General features: G+C 56.3%; 16 protein-coding genes. 7 read left to right on the top strand and 9 right to left on the bottom strand.

What is annotated here, in order from left to right; genetic code table 11:
* Positions 1–166: 166 nt before the first annotated feature.
* Complete coding sequence (locus EDF75_RS05215) at positions 167–1,282, bottom strand: nickel/cobalt efflux protein RcnA (protein ID WP_133598005.1); 1,116 nt, start codon at positions 1,280–1,282, stop codon at positions 167–169.
* Positions 1,283–1,404: 122 nt separating this feature from the next.
* Between EDF75_RS05215 and rcnR the strand changes: the two genes are divergently transcribed.
* Together rcnR and EDF75_RS05225 are read left to right on the top strand one after the other, a co-directional pair.
* Positions 1,405–1,677, top strand: coding sequence for a Ni(II)/Co(II)-binding transcriptional repressor RcnR (gene rcnR, locus EDF75_RS05220; RefSeq protein WP_045854885.1), 273 nt, complete (start codon positions 1,405–1,407; stop codon positions 1,675–1,677).
* 819 nt (positions 1,678–2,496) lie between these two features.
* Positions 2,497–4,671 (top strand): TonB-dependent siderophore receptor, encoded by a 2,175-nt coding sequence (locus tag EDF75_RS05225; protein ID WP_133597542.1) that lies wholly within the window; start codon positions 2,497–2,499, stop codon positions 4,669–4,671.
* A 62-nt stretch (positions 4,672–4,733) separates the two neighbouring features.
* On the opposite strand, the gene iraP is transcribed toward EDF75_RS05225, so the two are convergent.
* Together iraP and EDF75_RS05235 are read right to left on the bottom strand one after the other, a co-directional pair.
* Entirely contained in the window at positions 4,734–5,075 is a 342-nt protein-coding gene (iraP, locus tag EDF75_RS05230; RefSeq protein WP_133597544.1) for an anti-adapter protein IraP, read from the bottom strand.
* 421 nt (positions 5,076–5,496) lie between these two features.
* Positions 5,497–6,291 carry an AraC family transcriptional regulator gene (locus tag EDF75_RS05235; protein WP_133597546.1) on the bottom strand — a complete coding sequence of 265 codons (795 nt, stop codon included), beginning with the start codon at positions 6,289–6,291 and terminating at the stop codon, positions 5,497–5,499.
* Positions 6,292–6,368: 77 nt separating this feature from the next.
* Here EDF75_RS05235 and EDF75_RS05240 point away from each other — a divergent pair, with 77 nt between their 5' ends.
* The 3 genes from EDF75_RS05240 to EDF75_RS05250 are packed head-to-tail and all read left to right on the top strand — an operon-like array spanning position 6,369 to position 9,497.
* Entirely contained in the window at positions 6,369–8,432 is a 2,064-nt protein-coding gene (locus tag EDF75_RS05240) for an FUSC family protein (RefSeq protein WP_133597548.1), read from the top strand.
* Complete coding sequence (locus EDF75_RS05245) at positions 8,422–8,637, top strand: DUF1656 domain-containing protein (RefSeq protein WP_133597549.1); 216 nt, start codon at positions 8,422–8,424, stop codon at positions 8,635–8,637. Before EDF75_RS05240 ends, EDF75_RS05245 begins: the two co-directional genes overlap by 11 nt.
* Positions 8,634–9,497 (top strand): efflux RND transporter periplasmic adaptor subunit, encoded by an 864-nt coding sequence (locus EDF75_RS05250; RefSeq protein ID WP_133597551.1) that lies wholly within the window; start codon positions 8,634–8,636, stop codon positions 9,495–9,497. The genes EDF75_RS05245 and EDF75_RS05250 overlap by 4 nt, the downstream gene beginning before the upstream one ends.
* Positions 9,498–9,502: 5 nt before the next feature.
* Here EDF75_RS05250 and EDF75_RS05255 read toward each other — a convergent pair whose 3' ends face one another.
* From EDF75_RS05255 to EDF75_RS05265, 3 genes are all read right to left on the bottom strand, one after another.
* Positions 9,503–10,534 (bottom strand): methionine synthase, encoded by a 1,032-nt coding sequence (locus EDF75_RS05255; protein WP_076945245.1) that lies wholly within the window; start codon positions 10,532–10,534, stop codon positions 9,503–9,505.
* A gap of 26 nt (positions 10,535–10,560) precedes the next feature.
* Positions 10,561–11,538, bottom strand: coding sequence for a DUF1852 domain-containing protein (locus EDF75_RS05260; protein ID WP_133597553.1), 978 nt, complete (start codon positions 11,536–11,538; stop codon positions 10,561–10,563).
* Between the two features lie 287 nt (positions 11,539–11,825).
* Positions 11,826–12,359, bottom strand: coding sequence for a VOC family protein (locus tag EDF75_RS05265; RefSeq protein ID WP_259276303.1), 534 nt, complete (start codon positions 12,357–12,359; stop codon positions 11,826–11,828).
* Positions 12,360–12,784: 425 nt separating this feature from the next.
* Here EDF75_RS05265 and EDF75_RS05270 point away from each other — a divergent pair, with 425 nt between their 5' ends.
* A complete protein-coding gene (locus tag EDF75_RS05270) occupies positions 12,785–13,324 on the top strand; it encodes a DUF2058 domain-containing protein (RefSeq protein WP_133597555.1) in 540 nt (179 codons plus the stop codon).
* A gap of 149 nt (positions 13,325–13,473) precedes the next feature.
* Here EDF75_RS05270 and EDF75_RS05275 read toward each other — a convergent pair whose 3' ends face one another.
* Together EDF75_RS05275 and EDF75_RS05280 are read right to left on the bottom strand one after the other, a co-directional pair.
* A complete protein-coding gene (locus EDF75_RS05275; protein ID WP_132510936.1) occupies positions 13,474–13,956 on the bottom strand; it encodes a cold-shock protein in 483 nt (160 codons plus the stop codon).
* A gap of 180 nt (positions 13,957–14,136) precedes the next feature.
* Complete coding sequence (locus EDF75_RS05280; RefSeq protein WP_133597557.1) at positions 14,137–15,192, bottom strand: SDR family oxidoreductase; 1,056 nt, start codon at positions 15,190–15,192, stop codon at positions 14,137–14,139.
* Positions 15,193–15,306: 114 nt separating this feature from the next.
* Between EDF75_RS05280 and EDF75_RS05285 the strand changes: the two genes are divergently transcribed.
* The gene (locus tag EDF75_RS05285) at positions 15,307–16,236 is read left to right on the top strand and encodes a LysR family transcriptional regulator (RefSeq protein ID WP_133597559.1); all 930 of its coding nucleotides are present in this window, start codon (positions 15,307–15,309) and stop codon (positions 16,234–16,236) included.
* A gap of 10 nt (positions 16,237–16,246) precedes the next feature.
* Here EDF75_RS05285 and EDF75_RS05290 read toward each other — a convergent pair whose 3' ends face one another.
* Positions 16,247–17,440, bottom strand: coding sequence for an MFS transporter (locus tag EDF75_RS05290; protein WP_133597561.1), 1,194 nt, complete (start codon positions 17,438–17,440; stop codon positions 16,247–16,249).
* Between the last annotated feature and the right edge of the window lie 143 nt (positions 17,441–17,583).

Here is a 17,583-nt window from a genome sequence, read left to right on the forward strand (position 1 = left end):
CTTATCCCTAATTTAAGCTGGATGTTGATGGTAGCTGTTCAGACGGCAACTTCATGCCTGAAGGTGAAGCTTTAGCGCTCAATGGAAGTTAGACGAAATATTCGACCTCAGCACGCACATGCTCAGGTCAAATTGCAAAGCGGGTCTGGAGAGAGTCTTCAGCGAGTTACTGCATGATGCCGGTCCAGCCGTGATAACCCATATAAATCCCCACCAGAGCAATCAACACGCAGGAAAAATAGGGAGCACGTCGCGCCAGCGTATCAAGGCCACCCCAGCGTTTGGTCGCCTGCCGCACGCTGTATGCCGCAGCAGCGCCGACCGTGACCAGGGTGATCGCCAGACCGACGCTGAAGCATAAAACCAGCGCCGCACCGAGCGAAAATTCTTTCACCTGGATGCAAAGCAGAAGCACGGTGATGGCCGCGGGGCACGGGATGAGTCCGCCCGTCAGACCAAAGAGGATTATCTGACCCGTGGTCACATTCCGGTTGGCAAAATGTTTTGCAATGTCGTTGGCGTGCGCTTTTTCATGCGCATCCTGGTACTCCTTTGATGATGCATCTGCTCCTGCCAGCGCCGAACGATCGTGATGGTGCTCATGGAATGTCAGGTCGTAGTCATGAACATGGCCGCGATGGCCCAGCGTCAGACGAACATCAAAGCTGTGCGGTTCCAGGATAGCCTTCGTGGACTCCATGAAGCCGTCTATTTCGACAAAATCGAAAACCTGCGAGAAAGTGCCTTGCCCCCGGTTTGTCACCAGTGACACATCCCGTGCCTGCCAGCTGCGCCCGCTCAGGGTACGAAAACGCCAGTGTGCTAGGCGTCTTTCTGCAAAAATAGAGAGTTCAACTCTACCGTGGCCGGTATCAATAATCCGCGTTTCGGCATGATGATGGCCGTGCGCATGCTCTTCTTCCTGCTCCCGTTGCCACAGGCGCTCACCGCGCCAGGTACGCCAGAACATCCAGGCCGCAGTGCCCAGAATGATGACGGCAGAAATTAGCTGAAACCAGGGTTCGGCCGATTCAGCGGTAAATTTGCGGCTTATATACATGCCGCCTGCCGCAATCATCCAGACTATTACCGTATGCGAAAGCGTGGCGGCAAGACCCAGCATAACGGCCTGCTTCACCGTTCCGCGGATAGCGATGATAAAAGCCGCCATCATCGTTTTTGAGTGACCGGGCTCCAGTCCGTGCATGGCACCGAGAAGGATCGCGCTGGGGATGAAGATCCAGGCATTGCCCTGCTGCAAAAGCGTTGTGAATTCAAACATGAGGATGATCGACATCGTAGAATACGTGACAGGAATTCTACTCCCCCCAGTACCAAATACTACCCCCCAGTAGAACGGCAATGATATAATCTCTAATAATTTACAGCTTTTAAGAGGGCAACATGTCCCACACTATTCGTGATAAACAGAAACTTAAGGCCCGGGCCAGTAAAATCCAGGGACAGGTCGTTGCGCTGAAAAAAATGCTCGATGAGCCTCATGAATGCGCTGCCGTACTGCAGCAAATTGCCGCCATTCGTGGAGCGGTCAACGGCTTGATGCGTGAGGTTATTAAAGGTCATCTGAGCGAACATATTGTTCATGAAGATAGTGAAGCAAAACGTGAGGGTGATTTAGACGTAGTGCTGAAAGTTTTAGACTCTTATATTAAATAAATCAGTTACCTGGCGCTGACCTGCATTGTGGTTTAACCAGGCAGCCTGGGTGATAAACTGAAGCGGTCAGCGGATGGGGGATTTTTAAACCTCAAATCACCCTCCGGTACCATCGAAGCCACTACGTGCAATATGTTGAAATCAGCAATCGGGGGGTAATTTTGGCGCTCGAAACCAGGCACTGATAATTTCGCACGATCCTCTCTGTAACCCGGCCAGGAATTTCCCTTCAGTTTGTACTGAATTCAAAATTAATATCTATCGTTATATCCAGAATCGTGAACGGTTATTCGGGCGGGCGGCCCTCGGCGCCAGCGTCTGATTGTGACTGGAGCACATTGGTCAGGGCAGGGTCACAGCATTAGATTTAACTCATTCATCTGCTGGGTATTACGGCGCGATCGGGCGGCCAGCGTCGGGCGTTGATGAGGGGCAAGTATTGGCGAAATAATGGTGCTCAATGTAAAGCTTTGTATGACCTTCTGCACGCTTTCTCCTCAATTTTCGCTCATTCACCGCAGCTCCTTTTGGCATAACGGTGGGGAGCAACCAAAAGCCATATAATTGCAGTATGTTACTAATTTTTTCATTACTATGATTTATAAGAATATTAATGAATGTTTCGTGGTTGAGTATTTTCCAATATCTATTTCTTTTTTCGGTTTATCGATGGACTTACGTTTATTTACATATAAACCGCGAAGCCATCAAATAATGTAGAAAAAAAGGAGGAGCTATTTCGGCGTGTGTACAATGAGAATCACTCTCATTATCATAAGCATTTGCTTACAAATATTAACTCTTCTGGGGATTATTTAAGTGAATGTAACTTTAGATAAAAAGCGCCCAATTGCGCTGTTTTTGGCCGGTTTACTCAGCTCACCCGTTTTTGCGCAAGAAGCCACGGAGAAATTGGCTGACGATGAAACGATGCTCGTCACCGCCGAGCAGGGGCTGAAACAGCAGCCCGGCGTGTCGATCATCACCGAAGAAGATATTCAAAAAAGCCCTCCTGTTAACGATCTTGCCGATATCATCCGCAAAATGCCGGGCGTGAACCTGACCGGCAATGGCGCCAGCGGCAGCCGCGGTAACAATCGGCAAATCGACATCCGCGGCATGGGCCCGGAAAACACCCTGGTGCTGATTGACGGCGTGCCGGTGAGCTCTCGTAACTCCGTGCGCTACAGCTGGCGCGGCGAACGCGACTCTCGCGGCGATACCAACTGGGTGCCGGCGGAAATGGTGGAACGTATTGAGGTGATTCGCGGCCCGGCGGCGGCCCGCTATGGTTCTGGCGCTGCGGGCGGCGTGGTCAATATTATTACTAAACGCCCCACCAATGACTGGCATGGCTCGCTGTCCCTCTTCACCAATCAGCCGGAAAGCAGCAAAGAAGGTGACACCCGACGCGCTAACTTCAACCTCAGCGGCCCGCTGGCGGGCGACGCGCTAACGATGCGTCTGTATGGCAATATCAACCGCACCGATGCCGATGCCTATGACATCAATACCGCACAAAACGGTTCCTATGCTGCGGGTCGCGAAGGCGTGCGTAATAAAGATATCAGCGGCGTGCTGTCGTGGAAAATCACCCCGGCCCAGATCGTTGATTTCTCCTATGGCTATAGCCGTCAGGGCAATATCTACGCGGGCGATACGCAAAACAGCAACAGTAATAGCAGCGCTGGTGGCTTAGTAGAGTCGCTCTATGGCGATGAAACCAACCGCTTATACCGTCAAAACTATGGTATCACTCACAACGGTATTTGGGATTGGGGGACGTCCAGGCTTAACTTTAACTATGAAAAGACCAATAACACCCGCTTAAAAGAGGGCACCGGCGGCAGTACGGAAGGGATGATCAACAGCGATGTCTATTCGACCAGCCGGCTGGAAAGCTATCGGGCGGGCGGGGAGGTCAGTTTCCCGCTGCAGCTGCTGGTCGATCAAACGGTGACCCTGGGCGCGGAGTGGAACCGCGATGAGCTCAACGATCCCGCCTCCATGCAGTCGTCGAGTACTAACCTCTATTTACCGGGTAGCTCAGGCGATCCTTCCCAGCGCAGCAGTGAAAACTCGGCCACGATTAGCTCACTCTATTTCGAGGATAATATTGCCGCGACCGACAGCACCGAGGTGATTCCGGGGCTGCGCTTTGACTATCACGATAATTTCGGCGCTAACTGGAGCCCAAGCCTGAATATTTCGCAGGGGCTGGGGGAATATTTCACCATGAAAGCCGGTATTGCCCGCGCGTTCAAAGCGCCTAATCTTTATCAGTCAACGCCGGGCTACCTGCTTTCTACGCGCGGCAACGGTTGCCCGATTGGCCTCAGTCAATGTTATTTACTGGGTAACGATAATCTCGATCCTGAAATTAGCGTGAACAAAGAGGTGGGGATTGAATTCAGTCATGCCGGCTACGCCGCTGGCATTACCTACTTCCGCAATGACTACAAAAATAAAATCGTGTCCGGCACTTCGGCCATTTACACCAACGGCACCTATAACGTGCTGCAGTGGGAGAACGGCGGTAAAGCCATCGTTGAAGGGCTGGAAGGCAACCTGACCATTCCTCTGATTGCCGATACGCTGGAGTGGCGCTCTAACGCCACCTACATGTTCCGTTCTGAAAGCAAGAAGACCGGCAATCCGCTGTCGGTGATCCCGGAATTTACCATTAACTCCCAGCTGGAATGGCAGGCCACTGAAGATCTGAGCGCGAACGTTAACTGGACGCAATATGGCCGCCAGAAACCGCGCCAGTATGCGGAAACGTCCCTTGAAAACAATAACGGTCTTTCACAACGTGAAATTAGTCCTTATTCCATCGTTGGCCTGAACGTTAACTACGATATCACCAAAAATCTGCGCGCCAATGCGGGTATCAACAACCTGTTTGATAAGCAGATCTACCGTGAGAACGCGGGGGCTTCAACCTATAACGAACCGGGTCGCGCTTATTACGCCGGCGTAACCATGTCGTTTTAATCAACGGGGCGGTCTTCAGGCCGCCCTCATTGTTTTTATCGCTCAGCTATTGGCTTGCCAGCTCAATCAGGGCGCGGATCGGAAGAGGGGGAAGAACCGTCCGTCGCTTCCGGGTTTATCTCATCGGCATGCGTGCTGATCAGCTGCGTCAGCGCGATTTGCTCCTGGAATTTTGTCAACAGAAGCTCAGCGTCCGTTTTTAGAACCTCTTCGGAAGATTCGAGAACGGAATTTATCGCCTTAGAAACGCTGCCTACCAGTTCTGATACGCCGCCTTCCTTGCCGATGGCCAGCATTAAGGCGCTGATAAGTAATGACTGAGCTTCAACCTGAGCAGCAAGCTGTTTGCTTTCCGCGTCCATAGAAGAGATTTTCGCGATTATGCTGAGAATGACATTGTTCATGATACTCCTCAAATCAATAAGATAAACGGGGTTGCCGATGGCTATCTTCGTTGTTGGTGCGGCGAAATACCCATAGCACATAAATATGCCAGAAAAAATATCTTCAGTGTTAGCGGGGCTGCGATCTTGTCGCCATGTCGTCACAACACGGCCGTTTTCCCGATGCGGATATCCTCAACCAGCGTTCACCGGGGTCGGTACGCGCGCACGTCGTCTGAAAAAGAGAGAATCAAGCAGAGGAGGGCGTTTTGATATTAACGTGGCGTTTCGGCTATTTATCAGCATGCCTTAATAAGGACGATTTTATTTAATTTTAAATAACTTCAGCGCCGCTTTAACGTGTAAAAATAAACGTTATCAATCCTAATCTCCCGCCCCACGCAAAATATCGCCGTGAGCGCACGTTCATTCGCCTGCGCGGTCAGGAAGCCGCGGTTTTACGCTCGGCGAAATAGTGCGCCGGGGTGCTCCCCATCATTTTTCTGAACATGGTGATGAAGGCATTCACGGACTCATAGCCCAATTGAGCCGCGACGTTCTGCACGGAGGTGCCGCTGGCCAGCTCCCGTAGCGCAATAATCAGGTGCAGCTGCTGGCGCCAGCGCCCGAAGGTCAGACCCGTCTCGCGCTGCATCAGCCGCGCCAGCGAGCGCTCGCTGAGCGCCAGCCGCTTCGCCCACTCCTGCAGCGTGCTGCGATCCTCCGGATGGCTCACCAGCGCATCGGCCATAGCGCGTATTTTGGCATTCGCCGAGACCGGCAGGCTGAAGTTCTGCTGCGGCATGGCGGCCAGCTCATCGAGCGTGACTCGAGTCAGCCTGGCGGCGTGGCTGTCTGCCGAATAGCCGACCTCCTCGCGGGTTAAGCGCTCGACCAGCTCTTTGATCAGCGCAGATACCGCCAGGGTACAGCAGCGCTCCGGCAGCGCCGCGGCGCCGGGCTCAATGAATAAATAGTTGAGGTGCGCGTTCCAGGTGGCTTTAGCGCTGTGGGGGACGCCGCCGGGGATCCACACGGCACAGTCGGGGGGGACGATCCACAGGTTGTTCTCCGCGCGACAGATAACGGCGCCGTAAAGCGCGATAATCAGCTGCCCTTTACGGTGGGTGTGGACCGGCACTTCCGCTGCGTAATCAACGAAATCAAGCTGCCGGGCGACCGCCGGAGATCCTGCGGCGTCCGGGTCAAAGAATGTGGTGGCGTATTGGGACGGCATCGTATTGGCAGTATTTAGGGATTTTTTGACAGAATATAGTATTTAATGAGATGCGCAACCCGGTAATAATTGCCGGCATGAGCCAAATAAACGATTGTCCCTCCCGCCTGCTGCGGGCTAAAAGCGTGGTCTTCCGTCGGGCGGGGGCGCTACTCTCCTCGCCCGGCCTCCTGAGCGATGCCGATGCTCTGCTCTATTCCGCAAGAAGTTTTGCGGCCGCGATGCTGGCCTATTACCTCGCCTTATCCATCGGCCTGGAAAGACCCTCCTGGGCCATTATTACCGTCTACATTGTGTCGCAAACGTCGGTTGGTGCGTCGCTGAGCCGCTGCGTCTATCGCCTGATTGGCACGATAGCCGGCGCCGGGGCGACCGTGCTGATCGTGCCGGCCTTTGTTAATACGCCGCTGGTCTGCAGCGCGGTGCTCGCCGGCTGGATTACCTTCTGTCTTTACCTGTCGCTGCTTGAGCGCACGCCCCGCGCCTATGCCTATCTGTTAGCCGGCTACACCGCCAGCCTGATCGGCTTTCCCGCGGTACTCGATCCCGGCACCATTTTTGATGTCGCTATCACCCGGGTGCAGGAGATTGCCATCGGCATCTTCTGTGCAGCCCTGGTCCACAGGTACGTTTTGCCAAAGCGGCTATCCGGACTGTTTAACAGCAAGGTTGCAGAAACGCTGCGCGCCGTGCGCCAGACTCTCGCCCACGCGCTAACGGGTAAACCCGATGAGGCCGCGGGGAGCCTGCAGCTGGCTCTGGCGCTGCAGTTCCTGCAGGGCGTCAATCACCATCTCCCCTATGACTTTGCGATCCTGGGATTTGCCCGCAACGGCAGAAAAGCGATCCATGACCGGCTGGCGCAGCTGCTGGTGGTCAGCTGCGAATTACGCGATCGCCTGCAGCCGATCGGCGCCATCCCGGGCGATCTGCAGCAGCTGCTGGAGGATGTCAAAACATGGCTGGCCTGCGAGGAGGCGGGGCAGCGGAAAATAGCGGGAGACGCGCTGGCAGAACGCAGCGCGCGCCTAACGGCGCGGCTCGCGGCCGATGCGCAGACGTTTGCCCGGTACCAGCAGGTGAGCCTGGCCCGTCATCTCCAGCAGGCAATCATCCTGCTGCAGCAGTGCGAACGGCTCGCTGACGCCATCCGCCATGCGCAGCCCGCGCAAATAGCCGCCGAAAGCAGGGCGGTAACGGGCTACGTTTTCCATCGCGACGGCCTGTCGGCTGCGCGTACCGCGCTGGGCGCTTTCACGATAATAGCGAGCGGCTGCGCGGTCTGGATTTACTCTGCCTGGCCCGATGGCGGCACGGCGGTTTCCATTCTCGGAGTCTGCTGCACGCTGTTTGGCAGTTTCGATACGCCGGCGCCCCATATCGTTAAGTATATCGTCGGCTCGGCCTATGGCGTGGCGGCCAGCCTGATCTACAGCTTCGTGCTCCTCCCCCAGATTACCGATTTCAGCGTGCTGGCTGCGGCGCTGGCCCCGGTTTATTTGCTGGCCGGCTCGCTGCAGGCGCGGCCGCCCACCACGTTTATGGCCATGGGGATTACGCTGACGCTGCCCATTTTATGCGAGCTGGGCCCTCACTACAGCGGCGACTTCGCGGTGGCGATCAACACGGCCATCGCCCTGTTTGCCGCCACCGGTTTTGCCGTGGCGAGCATGCGCGTGCTGCAAACGGTGCAGGCAGACTCCGCCATCAATCGCCTGCTGCGCATTTGCCGCCGCGACGTCAGGCGCAGCCTAAAGGGGACCTTTGCGCCGGATGAGGCGCAGTGGACGAATCTGATGATTGACCGCACGGCGCTCCTGCTGCCGCGCCTGCCGCGAAGCCGGCAATCGTCGGGGCAGGCGCTCAACCACATGCTGCACCATCTGCGCGTGGGGCGCTGCGTGATGCGGTTACGCCGCCTGCGTCTTCAGATGGGGAGCGAGGCGGCGAAGGAAATTAATGCGCTATTTTCCCGGCTGGCCCGTGGGGAAGAGGCCGCCGCCTTACGCCCGCGGATCCTGGCCATCGTGGACCGCTACGCGCCGGCGACGGATGGCCTATCGCGTCGGCTGACGGACGAGCTTGTCGATCTGCACTGTGCCCTGAGCGAACAAAACAGGAAGCTATCCGATGATGAATGACGTTAATTTGGGCGGGGTCTTCGTCCCCGGGCTGCTGGCGGTCGCGCTGGTGGCCCTGCTGTGCACGCTGCTGCTGGTGGCGCTTTTCGCTTTCAGCAGGCTATACCGCAGTTTGCCCTGTCGTCCGCTGATTGGGCTTTCGACCTATATTTTCACCTTTTTCCTGCTGCTGCAGGGAGTGAACGCGCTGGGGTTATTAGCATGAAGTCATTTCTGTCTCTACTGAGCCGCTACGCGCTGACGCTTATTGCGGTCGCGGCGGCATCCATTCTGGCTTTCATGATGTGGAAGCATTATGCCCAGAGACCCTGGACCCGGGATGGCCGGGTTCGCGCGGATGTGGTGCGGATTGCGCCGGATGTTTCCGGGCCGGTGAACGGCGTGGCGGTGAGGGATAATCAGTGGGTCAATCGGGGCGATGTGCTCTATACCATCGATCCGCACTGGCTGAAGCTGGCGGTAGCCAGCGCCGAGGCCGAAGTCGAAGCGAGGCGCCATGAGATGTCCATGCGCCAGGACGCCGCCCGCAGGCGCGCGCAGCTCAGCAGCGTGATTTCGAAGGAGGATTTACAGCAAACGGGCAGCGCGGCGAACGTTGCGGCGGCGAACTATCACGGGGCGCTGGCGGCGCTGGAGCTGGCGCAGCTCAACCTGGCCCATGCCACGGTCCGGGCTCCGGTCGCCGGTTACGTCACCCATCTCAGGCTGCGTCCCGGCGATTACGCCACCGCCGGAGTGACCACCGTTGCCGTTATCGATGCGCAGAGTTTCTGGGTGGTGGGCTATTTTGAGGAGACGAAGCTGCGCCATATTCGGGTGGGCGACAGCGCGCAGATCGCGCTGATGGGGTTTGAAGCGACCATCGCCGGCCACGTTGAGAGTATCGGACACGGCATCGGCGACAGTAATGACGACACCGGCGGGCTGGGTCTACCGGAGGTAAACCCGACCTTCAGCTGGGTGCGGCTTGCGCAGCGGGTGCCGGTACGTATCCATATAGATACGCTACCGGCAGGGGTTGAGCTGGTCGCCGGGCTGTCGGCGAGTATCGCCATTACCCGGTAACGCGACTACCCGTTGGCGAGCTCGCGGCGAATAATCTCCGCGCCCGCGCTTAGGGCGTTGAGTTTACCCGTAGCTACCCGGCGAGAGAGGGGAGCCATGCCGCAGTTGGTCGAAGGGTAGAGCTTGTCGGCATCGACAAACTGCAGCGCTTTTCGCAGGGTCGCGGCGACTTCATCTGCCGTCTCGATGGTATTGGTGGCCACGTCGATGGCCCCGACCATCACTTTTTTACCGCGGATCAGTTCGAGCAGATCCATCGGCACGCGCGAGTTGTGGCACTCCAGCGAGATGATATCAATATTAGAGGTTTGCAGTTTGGGGAACGCTTCTTCGTATTGCCGCCACTCTGAGCCGAGGGTCTTTTTCCAGTCGGTATTGGCCTTGATGCCGTATCCATAGCAGATATGTACCGCAGTTTCACATTTAAGCCCTTCGACGGCTCGCTCTAAAGCGGCGATCCCCCAGTCATTCACCTCGTCAAAAAAGACGTTAAAGGCGGGCTCATCAAACTGAATAATATCGACGCCGGCCGCCTCCAGCTCTTTTGCTTCCTGATTGAGAATTTTTGCGAATTCCCAGGCGAGCTTTTCGCGGCTTTTATAGTGGTTATCGTAAAGCGTATCGATCATCGTCATCGGCCCCGGCAGGGCCCATTTAATCGGCTGGCTGGTGAGCTGGCGCAAAAAGCGCGCATCTTCGACGAAAACGGGCTTTTGACGCGCCACGGCTCCAACGACCGTCGGAACGCTGGCGTCGTAGCGGTTACGTATTTTAACCACCTCGCGTTTCTCAAAATCAACGCCGCTGAGGTGCTCAATAAACGTGGTGACAAAGTGCTGACGGGTTTGTTCGCCGTCGCTGACGATATCGATCCCCGCACGAAGCTGGTCTTCCAGGGAGAGGCGCAGCGCATCCTGTTTCCCTTCGACGAGTTCTTCGTTGTGCAATTTCCACGGCGACCACAGGGTCTCAGGCTGCGCCAGCCAGGAAGGTTTCGGTAAGCTGCCGGCGGTTGAAGTCGGTAATAACGTTTTCATAATGGATGACCTTTATTTTCTATTAATCAAAGAGGGCAGCTAGCAGACCATTGCGCAAGAATATTCTGGTATGGTTTGATGAAATGCTCTTCGGTAAATTTTCCCTGCTCGATAGCCAGCCGGCTACGCTCTTCCCGGTCATAAACGATTTTGGTCAATGAATGATCCTGGTGATTCAGGTTGGGCTGATAGTATTGCCCTGCCGCGGAGTTGGCGTTGTAAATCTCCGGGCGGTAAATTTTCTGGAATGTCTCCATGGTGCTGATGGTGGCGATCAGCTCAAGGTCGGTGTAATCGCTCAGCAGATCCCCGGTGAAATAAAAGGCCAAAGGCGCCGCGCTATTTTTAGGCATGAAATAGCGAACCGTTAAGCCCATTTTGCCGAAATACTCTTCGGTCAAAGACGATCCGTTTTGCTGGTATTCGATACCTAATACCGGATGCCGGTTGCCGGTCCGCTGATAGGTATCCTTACTTGAAATGCTTAAACAGATGACCGGCGGCTTTTTAAAGTTCTCTTTATATTCGCTGGAGCTAACAAAGTTTTTAAATATATTGCCGTGCAGGACGCCAAAGTTGTCCGGGATGCTAAACTGCGCCTGGTTCTTATTGTGCTCTAACAGCACGACGCTAAAGTCATAATCTCTCACGTAGGACGAGAAATTATTCCCCGCAATACCGTCAAGGCGCTGCTGGGTCTTTTTATCAATAATATAGGGTTTTAAAATTTCGATCGCCGGGAAGGTTTCGCCGTTGGCTTCGAGCTTCATTTCAACAGAAATAATTTCAAGTTCGACGGCATAGCGATCGCCTTTAGGGTTATCCCAATGCGCCAGCGTATTAAAACGATTGTCAATCATCACCAGGGTATTGCGCAAATTCTGCTGACGCTCTTTGCCACGGGCTAAATTCGCGAAGTTGGTAGTAACACGCGTATTTTCAGAAGGGTTATAGTTTTCATCGAAAAGAGTGGTCTTAACCGTAAACGTAAAGTCTTTATTCATCGCGATCTTGTATCCTGGCTCTGACATGAAAACTGAGTTTGCGGGGTGATTGTCCAGCAGCGGCTGGTTTTCTCGTCCGTCACTCTTCATGTTGTCAATAAGTTAATATTGTGTATTTATGCCAGAGGCGCCAGATGAGCGAAAGCGAGTTAATTTCATTACAACATGAGCTATCTTCATGATCCGGGATCGGGCTGAATGCGTCGGCGCCGCGCACGACCCTGGAGTGGAGGATTTCCCCCGTCAACCGACGGGGGAAGGGCGCTGCGCGGAGGCGTTGGCGGGGATTAGCTTTCGCAGAAGCGCAGCCTGTTGCCAAAGGGATCGTGAACCTCGAGGATTTTTCCCCACGCCTGGTGCACGATTTCCGGCCGCCCGTAGCCGTAATTCTTGCGCCTTAACTCATCCCTGAATAATTCAATGTTGCGCATCGGTATGAAAATTGTCGCACCCGGGCTGGCGTCGCCGTGATGTTCAGAGAGGTGAATCTGCAGGCCGTTTCGGCCAATCCCGAGATAAAGGGGGAGGTCTGGCGCGAAGCGATGCTCAAATTCAACGCTGAAGGCGAGGAAATCGACGTAGAATTCGCGCGCTTTGCGCTCGTCAAACATGCGTAAAATAGGGATGCTTTTTTCAAATGAGACCGCAGCGGGAGCCGCCGGCGGATCTAATCTTGCCGCTGCCGTATTCCAGTCCTTATAGCCCAGCTGCTGCGCCACGATTTCAAGCGCCGAAGAGTGGGGGAGGGTGACGTTGCGCGACTCAAGCGAGTTGCGCAGTTTGGTTGCCATAAGCTTTGCCTGCTCGATCGAAAACATCATTTCTCCTGTCGTCAGGGCATTTTGGCGCTCGCATTACCAAACCCCGATCGTCACAAGATGTGAGCTAAGCAACCTGGGTCAATGACGTGCTTTCACCTTTTCCTTTCGGAAGCGAGCGGCGGGCAGCACGGGGCCAGAGATTAAAATATATAATGAGAGTCCATGACGCAAGCCCTGCGCCAGACCGCTGTCCCTGAATGAAAAAAGCGCTAACCGCGGGCGTCGGTTTCTTCGCCCGACCGACGCCCCTCGCTGGCGTACCGATTATCGCTGCCCGTAGGCGCTTAAGCGGCTTAACGCGGATGAGCGCTTTTGCTCGGGCGCGCCGTTTGGGAAACCCCTCGCAAACGGGGCAGGTGGCCTGGTATATCGGCTAAAATTACGGGTATAATCCCACGCATTATTCAACGGGTTCAGAAGCGGAAATGACAAAACTTACCTTACAAGAGCAGATGCTAAAAGCGGGTCTGGTGACCAGCAAGAAAATAGCTAAAGTCCAAAGAACGGCTAAAAAATCACGGGTTCAGGCGCGTGAGGCCAGAGAGGCGGTGGAAGAAAACAAAAAGACCCAGCTTGAGCGTGATAAGCAGCTGAGCGAACAGCAAAAGCAGGCCACCTTATCGAAAGAGTATAAAGCGCAGGTCAAGCAGCTGATTGAAATGAACCGAATCAGCGTCGCCAGAGGCAATATCGATTTTAACTTCACCGATAGCAACTTAATTAAAAAAATCGTGGTCGATAAGCCAACCCACGCTCAGCTGATTAGCGGCCGCCTCGCCATCGCGCGCCTGGTTGCTGAGGGCAGCGGCGAGAACGAATACGCGATTATCCCCGCCGTCGTCGCCGATAAAATTGCCCAGCGCGATGCCAGCTACATTGTCTTAAACAGCGCGCTGAGTCAGGAAGAGCAGGATGAAGACGATCCGTACGCCGACTTCAAAGTGCCTGATGATTTGATGTGGTAAATCTGCCTGCGTCAGCGCTTTCAGATGAAAAGTCCTGAAGGACTTTTCATTAACTCTGCGGTGCGGATAGCTTCTGCAAAACGCGGCCCAGGTCCCGGACGCTGCGCCATGCGCAGGCGGGGCTTTGGCAGCGGGCCGTTCGCAGGTTCTCAGACCTTGAGCATTTTCACCGTGGCATCAACGTCTATCTCATCTTCCGAGAAGATGAGCGTTGTTCCCTGGAAGGTGGTGATCGCCAGCTTTTTCAGCGCGCGCATTTCACCCGGCTCGGCGGCTGCCTTCGGCCGAATGCTGCCCATCAGCGCCCCCACCGAGAGCACCGCATTTTCTTTATCAATGCGGATATCGGCAGGCACTTCTTCGCTGTAGACCAGGTAAGACTTGATCGACGTGAGCTTAATGCGCTCGCCGGCGATATAGATATATTTGCTTTCCGGGACCACCTTCACCGCATAGGCTGACAGGCCCTTGTTATTGGTCGTGGGCTCAAAAGTCACCGCCGCATCTTTCTTAATCAGCTCCGGATTGGCGACCTTAATCACATGAAAATAACGGTTATCGCCGTTTTCATCTTTGATAAATCCAAAGCCTTTATCTTTAAACCAGGTTGTGATTGTTCCGTTCATCGCCATTACCGCCTACTTAATCGTTTATCTACTGAGTTTTTGCAGCGCGCAGTGTAAAACACAATCCCTGCGCAGACTACGCCTTTGCTTTAAGTCTGGATGATAAATTTCAGCTATGCGAGCAGGCGGCGGCCGGCTAACGGCGAATGAGCCGCGGCCGGGCTCATTCGGCTCGGGTTAACCCGCTCAGGGAATGAGCTTCATCTGGCGGAACTGGGTAAACAGCTGAAAGAACATCTGCTCGGTTTCACAGTAGTCATGGAAGCCGGCGCGGCGTATTTTGCTGCCATCGGCGAACATGTCGTAGTCCCAGCTGAAAACGAAATCGACGAATTCCCAGCCCGTAATGGCACCGATATTGCTCTCCCTGAGCTGATATTTTGCCGCCATTTTTTGCCAGGTGGCCGCTTTATCCGCCATCACCTCACGCAGCGACATCAGCAGGGGCGGGGCGACCGGCAGATCGAACCAGGCCGCAATACGCGGCCACATCTCCTGCCAGCGGAACAGATCGCCATTATTGACGTTGAACGCCTGGTTCTCAGCCGCCTCGCTGGTGGCCGCCCACAGCGTCGCCCTGGCCAGCAGGCCGGAATCGGTCATCTCAATCAGGCTGTGCCAGGCGCCCGGCCGGCCGGGGAAGCGCAGCGGAATATTGAGCTCCTTGCAGATAGCCGCATACACCGCCAGCGACAGGGCAAGGTTCATCGGATTACCGGTGGATAGCCCGCCCACGACCGACGGGCGTAACGCCGTCCAGCGCCAGTTTGTTCCTGGCTGACGCGCTTCCAACAGCATCTGCTGCGCCACGTTGAACTCCGGGGGCATATGCCCCGCATCGCTTTCGCGCGCCGGGGTCTTAAACGGGCCAAGATGCGCGCCATAGACCTTATAGCCCTGCATCAGGCTGACGTGCGCAAGCCGGGGCGACTGCTCGGCGGCGCTGAGCGCGTTATCCAGCATCCTGAGGTTCGGCTCCACCAGTCCGGCCCAGCTGTCGGCATGCTGATAGGCGGCATAAAACAGATGGCTGACCGGCAGATCCGCCAGCGCCGCCATCGTCGCCTTGCGATCGTGCAGATCCACCGCCAGGTAGCGAACGCCGGGACGCGAGGCGCCTCCCCGCCGCGACAGCCCGATGACCTGCCAGCCGGAGCGCTCCAGCTCATCGATAAGCCTGTTTCCGGCGACGCCGTTGGCGCCGGCAACCGCGGCCAAACGCTGATGTTGTTGAGTCTTCATGCTAAGCACCTCTTTGCGAGTCGAAAGTGAAACCTGAGCATGATTCATTAGCGATGAAGGCAGAAGAGGGGCATTTGTAATAAGATTAATAACAAAATCTTTGAAGTGAAGGCGATGAACAAGCTCAAAGCGATGGAAGTTTTTATCCGCGTGGCTGAAACCGGCAATCTCTCGGCCGCGGCCCGCAGCCTCGGGCTGACCCAGCCGGCGGTCAGCCAGCAGGTGATGGCCCTCGAGCAGAGCCTCGGGGTGGCGTTACTGTTGCGCACCACCCGCTCGGTGACCCTGACCGAGCCGGGCGAGCGCTACTATCAGCAGATCCGCCCAATCCTCGATGCGCTGAGCGAAACGGAAGAGACGTTGCTTGAGCAGCAGCAGAAACTTAGCGGAACGCTGCGCGTGCAGGCGCCAACGGGGATTGGCCAGCATCTTCTGACGCCGATCGTTGTCGCCTTTCAGCAGCAGAATCCGCAGCTCAGCGTCGAGCTGACGCTGGAGGACCGGCTTGCCGATGTGGTGAGCGAGGGCGTCGATCTGGCCATCCGCCTGGGAGAACCCGCTGGGCTTAGCCAGGTCGTCAGACGGCTGGCTAACGTTCAGCGCGTGCTGGTCGCCGCGCCGCACTATCTGCAGCAGGCGGGGACGCCGTCGCGGCTGTCAGAGCTGGCACAGCACCGGACGCTTCGCTACAGCGGCCTGGCCGCCGGAGACGAACTAACCCTGGAAGGCGCGGGCGGTAAAGAGAGCGTCCGCCTGACCCCTGTTTTCCGCGCCAACAATAGCTTCTCGCTCATTGCCGCGCTGGAGGCGGGGGGCGGGATTGGCGGCATACAGCAGCCGCTGGTGGCCAGGCAGCTGGCGCAGGGAACGCTGGTCCAGGTGCTGCCGGAGTATCGCTGGCAGCCGCTCGCGCTGTATGCGCTCTATCCTACCCGACGCTTTATCCCGCTGAAGGCGCGGATGCTCACCGAGGCCATTATCAGCGGGATGAGCAACGTCAGCGGAATAGCCATGCACCCGTCCCTGGACCCGCGCAGAATATAGTTTGTCGGCCTCAGCCGACGGCCGGCACCGGTTCGCGACGGGCTTCAACCATGCGGATAACGTGGCGGATCAGGATGATGGAGACAATGGAGATAATGCCGACCACGAGGAACCCCTGCTTCATGGCAAAGTAGTATTTAATGTAGCCCACCAGCACCGGGCCAAAGAAGATGCCGGCGGAGTAGATGCTCTGGTAGAGACCCACGCGGGTGGACTGCTGCCACACCGGGGTATGGGTGACAATCAGGGAGTTAAGCACGGTAAAGATCATGCCGAATGCGGTGCCGGCGAGGGCCTGCAGGGCGAAGAGCACCATGATATTGGGGGCGTAGGGCATGGCGATGGCCACCACGCCCTGCAGGACGCCGCCGATAACCGCGGTTCTGGCGAGGCCGAGGCGCCGATAGAACAGCGGGGCGCAGAGGGCGGTGGAGAGGGCATAGAAGAAGAGGTGAATGCTGCTCAGGGTGGCGAGCGAGCCGGCGGCCATGCCGAAGCCTTCGGCCAGCAGGGGCGTGAGGGTATCGCGGGTGGCGAAGGGGACCATCATTACGGCGGCGCAGAGGGCGCCGAGATACCAGACGGATTTATCGGTAAGCTGGCTGCGCACGGCGGATTGCGCCGCGTCCTCGCGGGCCTGCAGCGGGCGACGTTCCCGAATAAAGAAGGTCAGCACCAGTGCGAGGGTGGCGGCGGCGGAGGCGACGAGGAAGCTCGACTCGGGTCCAAAATGGCGGGCCATAAAGCCGGCGAGGGAGATGCCGATAAAGGTGCCGACGGGGGAGGTCACGCTGAGGAGTGCGACGGCGGCCGCGGCCTCAAGCGGGGGGAAGAAGGCGACGAACATGACGTTGTAAATCACCCAGGTGGCGCTGGTCACGCCGTCGGCGAGCTTGGCGATGAAGAGGGTTTCCGGAGTGGGATGCAGGAAGACCACCGGCCAGGAGAGAATGGTGAAGAGGAGGCCAATCTGAATAATGCGCTTGCGGTTATGGAAGCGGTCAGAAAGGATGCCGGTGGGGAAACGGAGCAGCATGGAGGCGAGTCCGGTGGCGCCGATGATGATACCCATGGTTCTGGCCTCGACGTTGAGCGAGGTGATGTAGGGTGCCAGGAACGGGTCGAAGGCGTGAATGCTGACAAAAAAGAGCAGGCTGATAATAAAGAACAGCAGGACATCACGACGCAGTAATGGCAAGGACATAGTAGCCTCCAGATTCAGAGTGCGGGAAAGAGTTACATCGTAGAAACCCGATAGCGCAGCATTGAAAAAAACACCTTCACGATCGGGTGGTACAGAGCGCTACGGCTTAGCGTCGATATGAATAAGGGGCTGACCGCCCCTTA

This window comes from Klebsiella sp. BIGb0149, assembly GCF_004362605.1.
Classification (GTDB): domain Bacteria; phylum Pseudomonadota; class Gammaproteobacteria; order Enterobacterales; family Enterobacteriaceae; genus Klebsiella; species Klebsiella terrigena.

Bases quoted from the DNA above. Each gene is read 5' to 3' on its own strand.
- EDF75_RS05215 (WP_133598005.1), bottom strand. From the start codon at position 1,282: ATGTTTGAATTCACAACGCTTTTGCAGCAGGGCAATGCCTGGATCTTC.
- rcnR (WP_045854885.1), top strand. From the start codon at position 1,405: ATGTCCCACACTATTCGTGATAAACAGAAACTTAAGGCCCGGGCCAGT.
- iraP (WP_133597544.1), bottom strand. From the start codon at position 5,075: ATGAACAATGTCATTCTCAGCATAATCGCGAAAATCTCTTCTATGGAC.
- EDF75_RS05235 (WP_133597546.1), bottom strand. From the start codon at position 6,291: ATGCCGTCCCAATACGCCACCACATTCTTTGACCCGGACGCCGCAGGA.
- EDF75_RS05240 (WP_133597548.1), top strand. From the start codon at position 6,369: ATGAGCCAAATAAACGATTGTCCCTCCCGCCTGCTGCGGGCTAAAAGC.
- EDF75_RS05245 (WP_133597549.1), top strand. From the start codon at position 8,422: ATGATGAATGACGTTAATTTGGGCGGGGTCTTCGTCCCCGGGCTGCTG.
- EDF75_RS05250 (WP_133597551.1), top strand. From the start codon at position 8,634: ATGAAGTCATTTCTGTCTCTACTGAGCCGCTACGCGCTGACGCTTATT.
- EDF75_RS05255 (WP_076945245.1), bottom strand. From the start codon at position 10,534: ATGAAAACGTTATTACCGACTTCAACCGCCGGCAGCTTACCGAAACCT.
- EDF75_RS05260 (WP_133597553.1), bottom strand. From the start codon at position 11,538: ATGAATAAAGACTTTACGTTTACGGTTAAGACCACTCTTTTCGATGAA.
- EDF75_RS05265 (WP_259276303.1), bottom strand. From the start codon at position 12,359: ATGATGTTTTCGATCGAGCAGGCAAAGCTTATGGCAACCAAACTGCGC.
- EDF75_RS05270 (WP_133597555.1), top strand. From the start codon at position 12,785: ATGACAAAACTTACCTTACAAGAGCAGATGCTAAAAGCGGGTCTGGTG.
- EDF75_RS05275 (WP_132510936.1), bottom strand. From the start codon at position 13,956: ATGGCGATGAACGGAACAATCACAACCTGGTTTAAAGATAAAGGCTTT.
- EDF75_RS05280 (WP_133597557.1), bottom strand. From the start codon at position 15,192: ATGAAGACTCAACAACATCAGCGTTTGGCCGCGGTTGCCGGCGCCAAC.
- EDF75_RS05285 (WP_133597559.1), top strand. From the start codon at position 15,307: ATGAACAAGCTCAAAGCGATGGAAGTTTTTATCCGCGTGGCTGAAACC.
- EDF75_RS05290 (WP_133597561.1), bottom strand. From the start codon at position 17,440: ATGTCCTTGCCATTACTGCGTCGTGATGTCCTGCTGTTCTTTATTATC.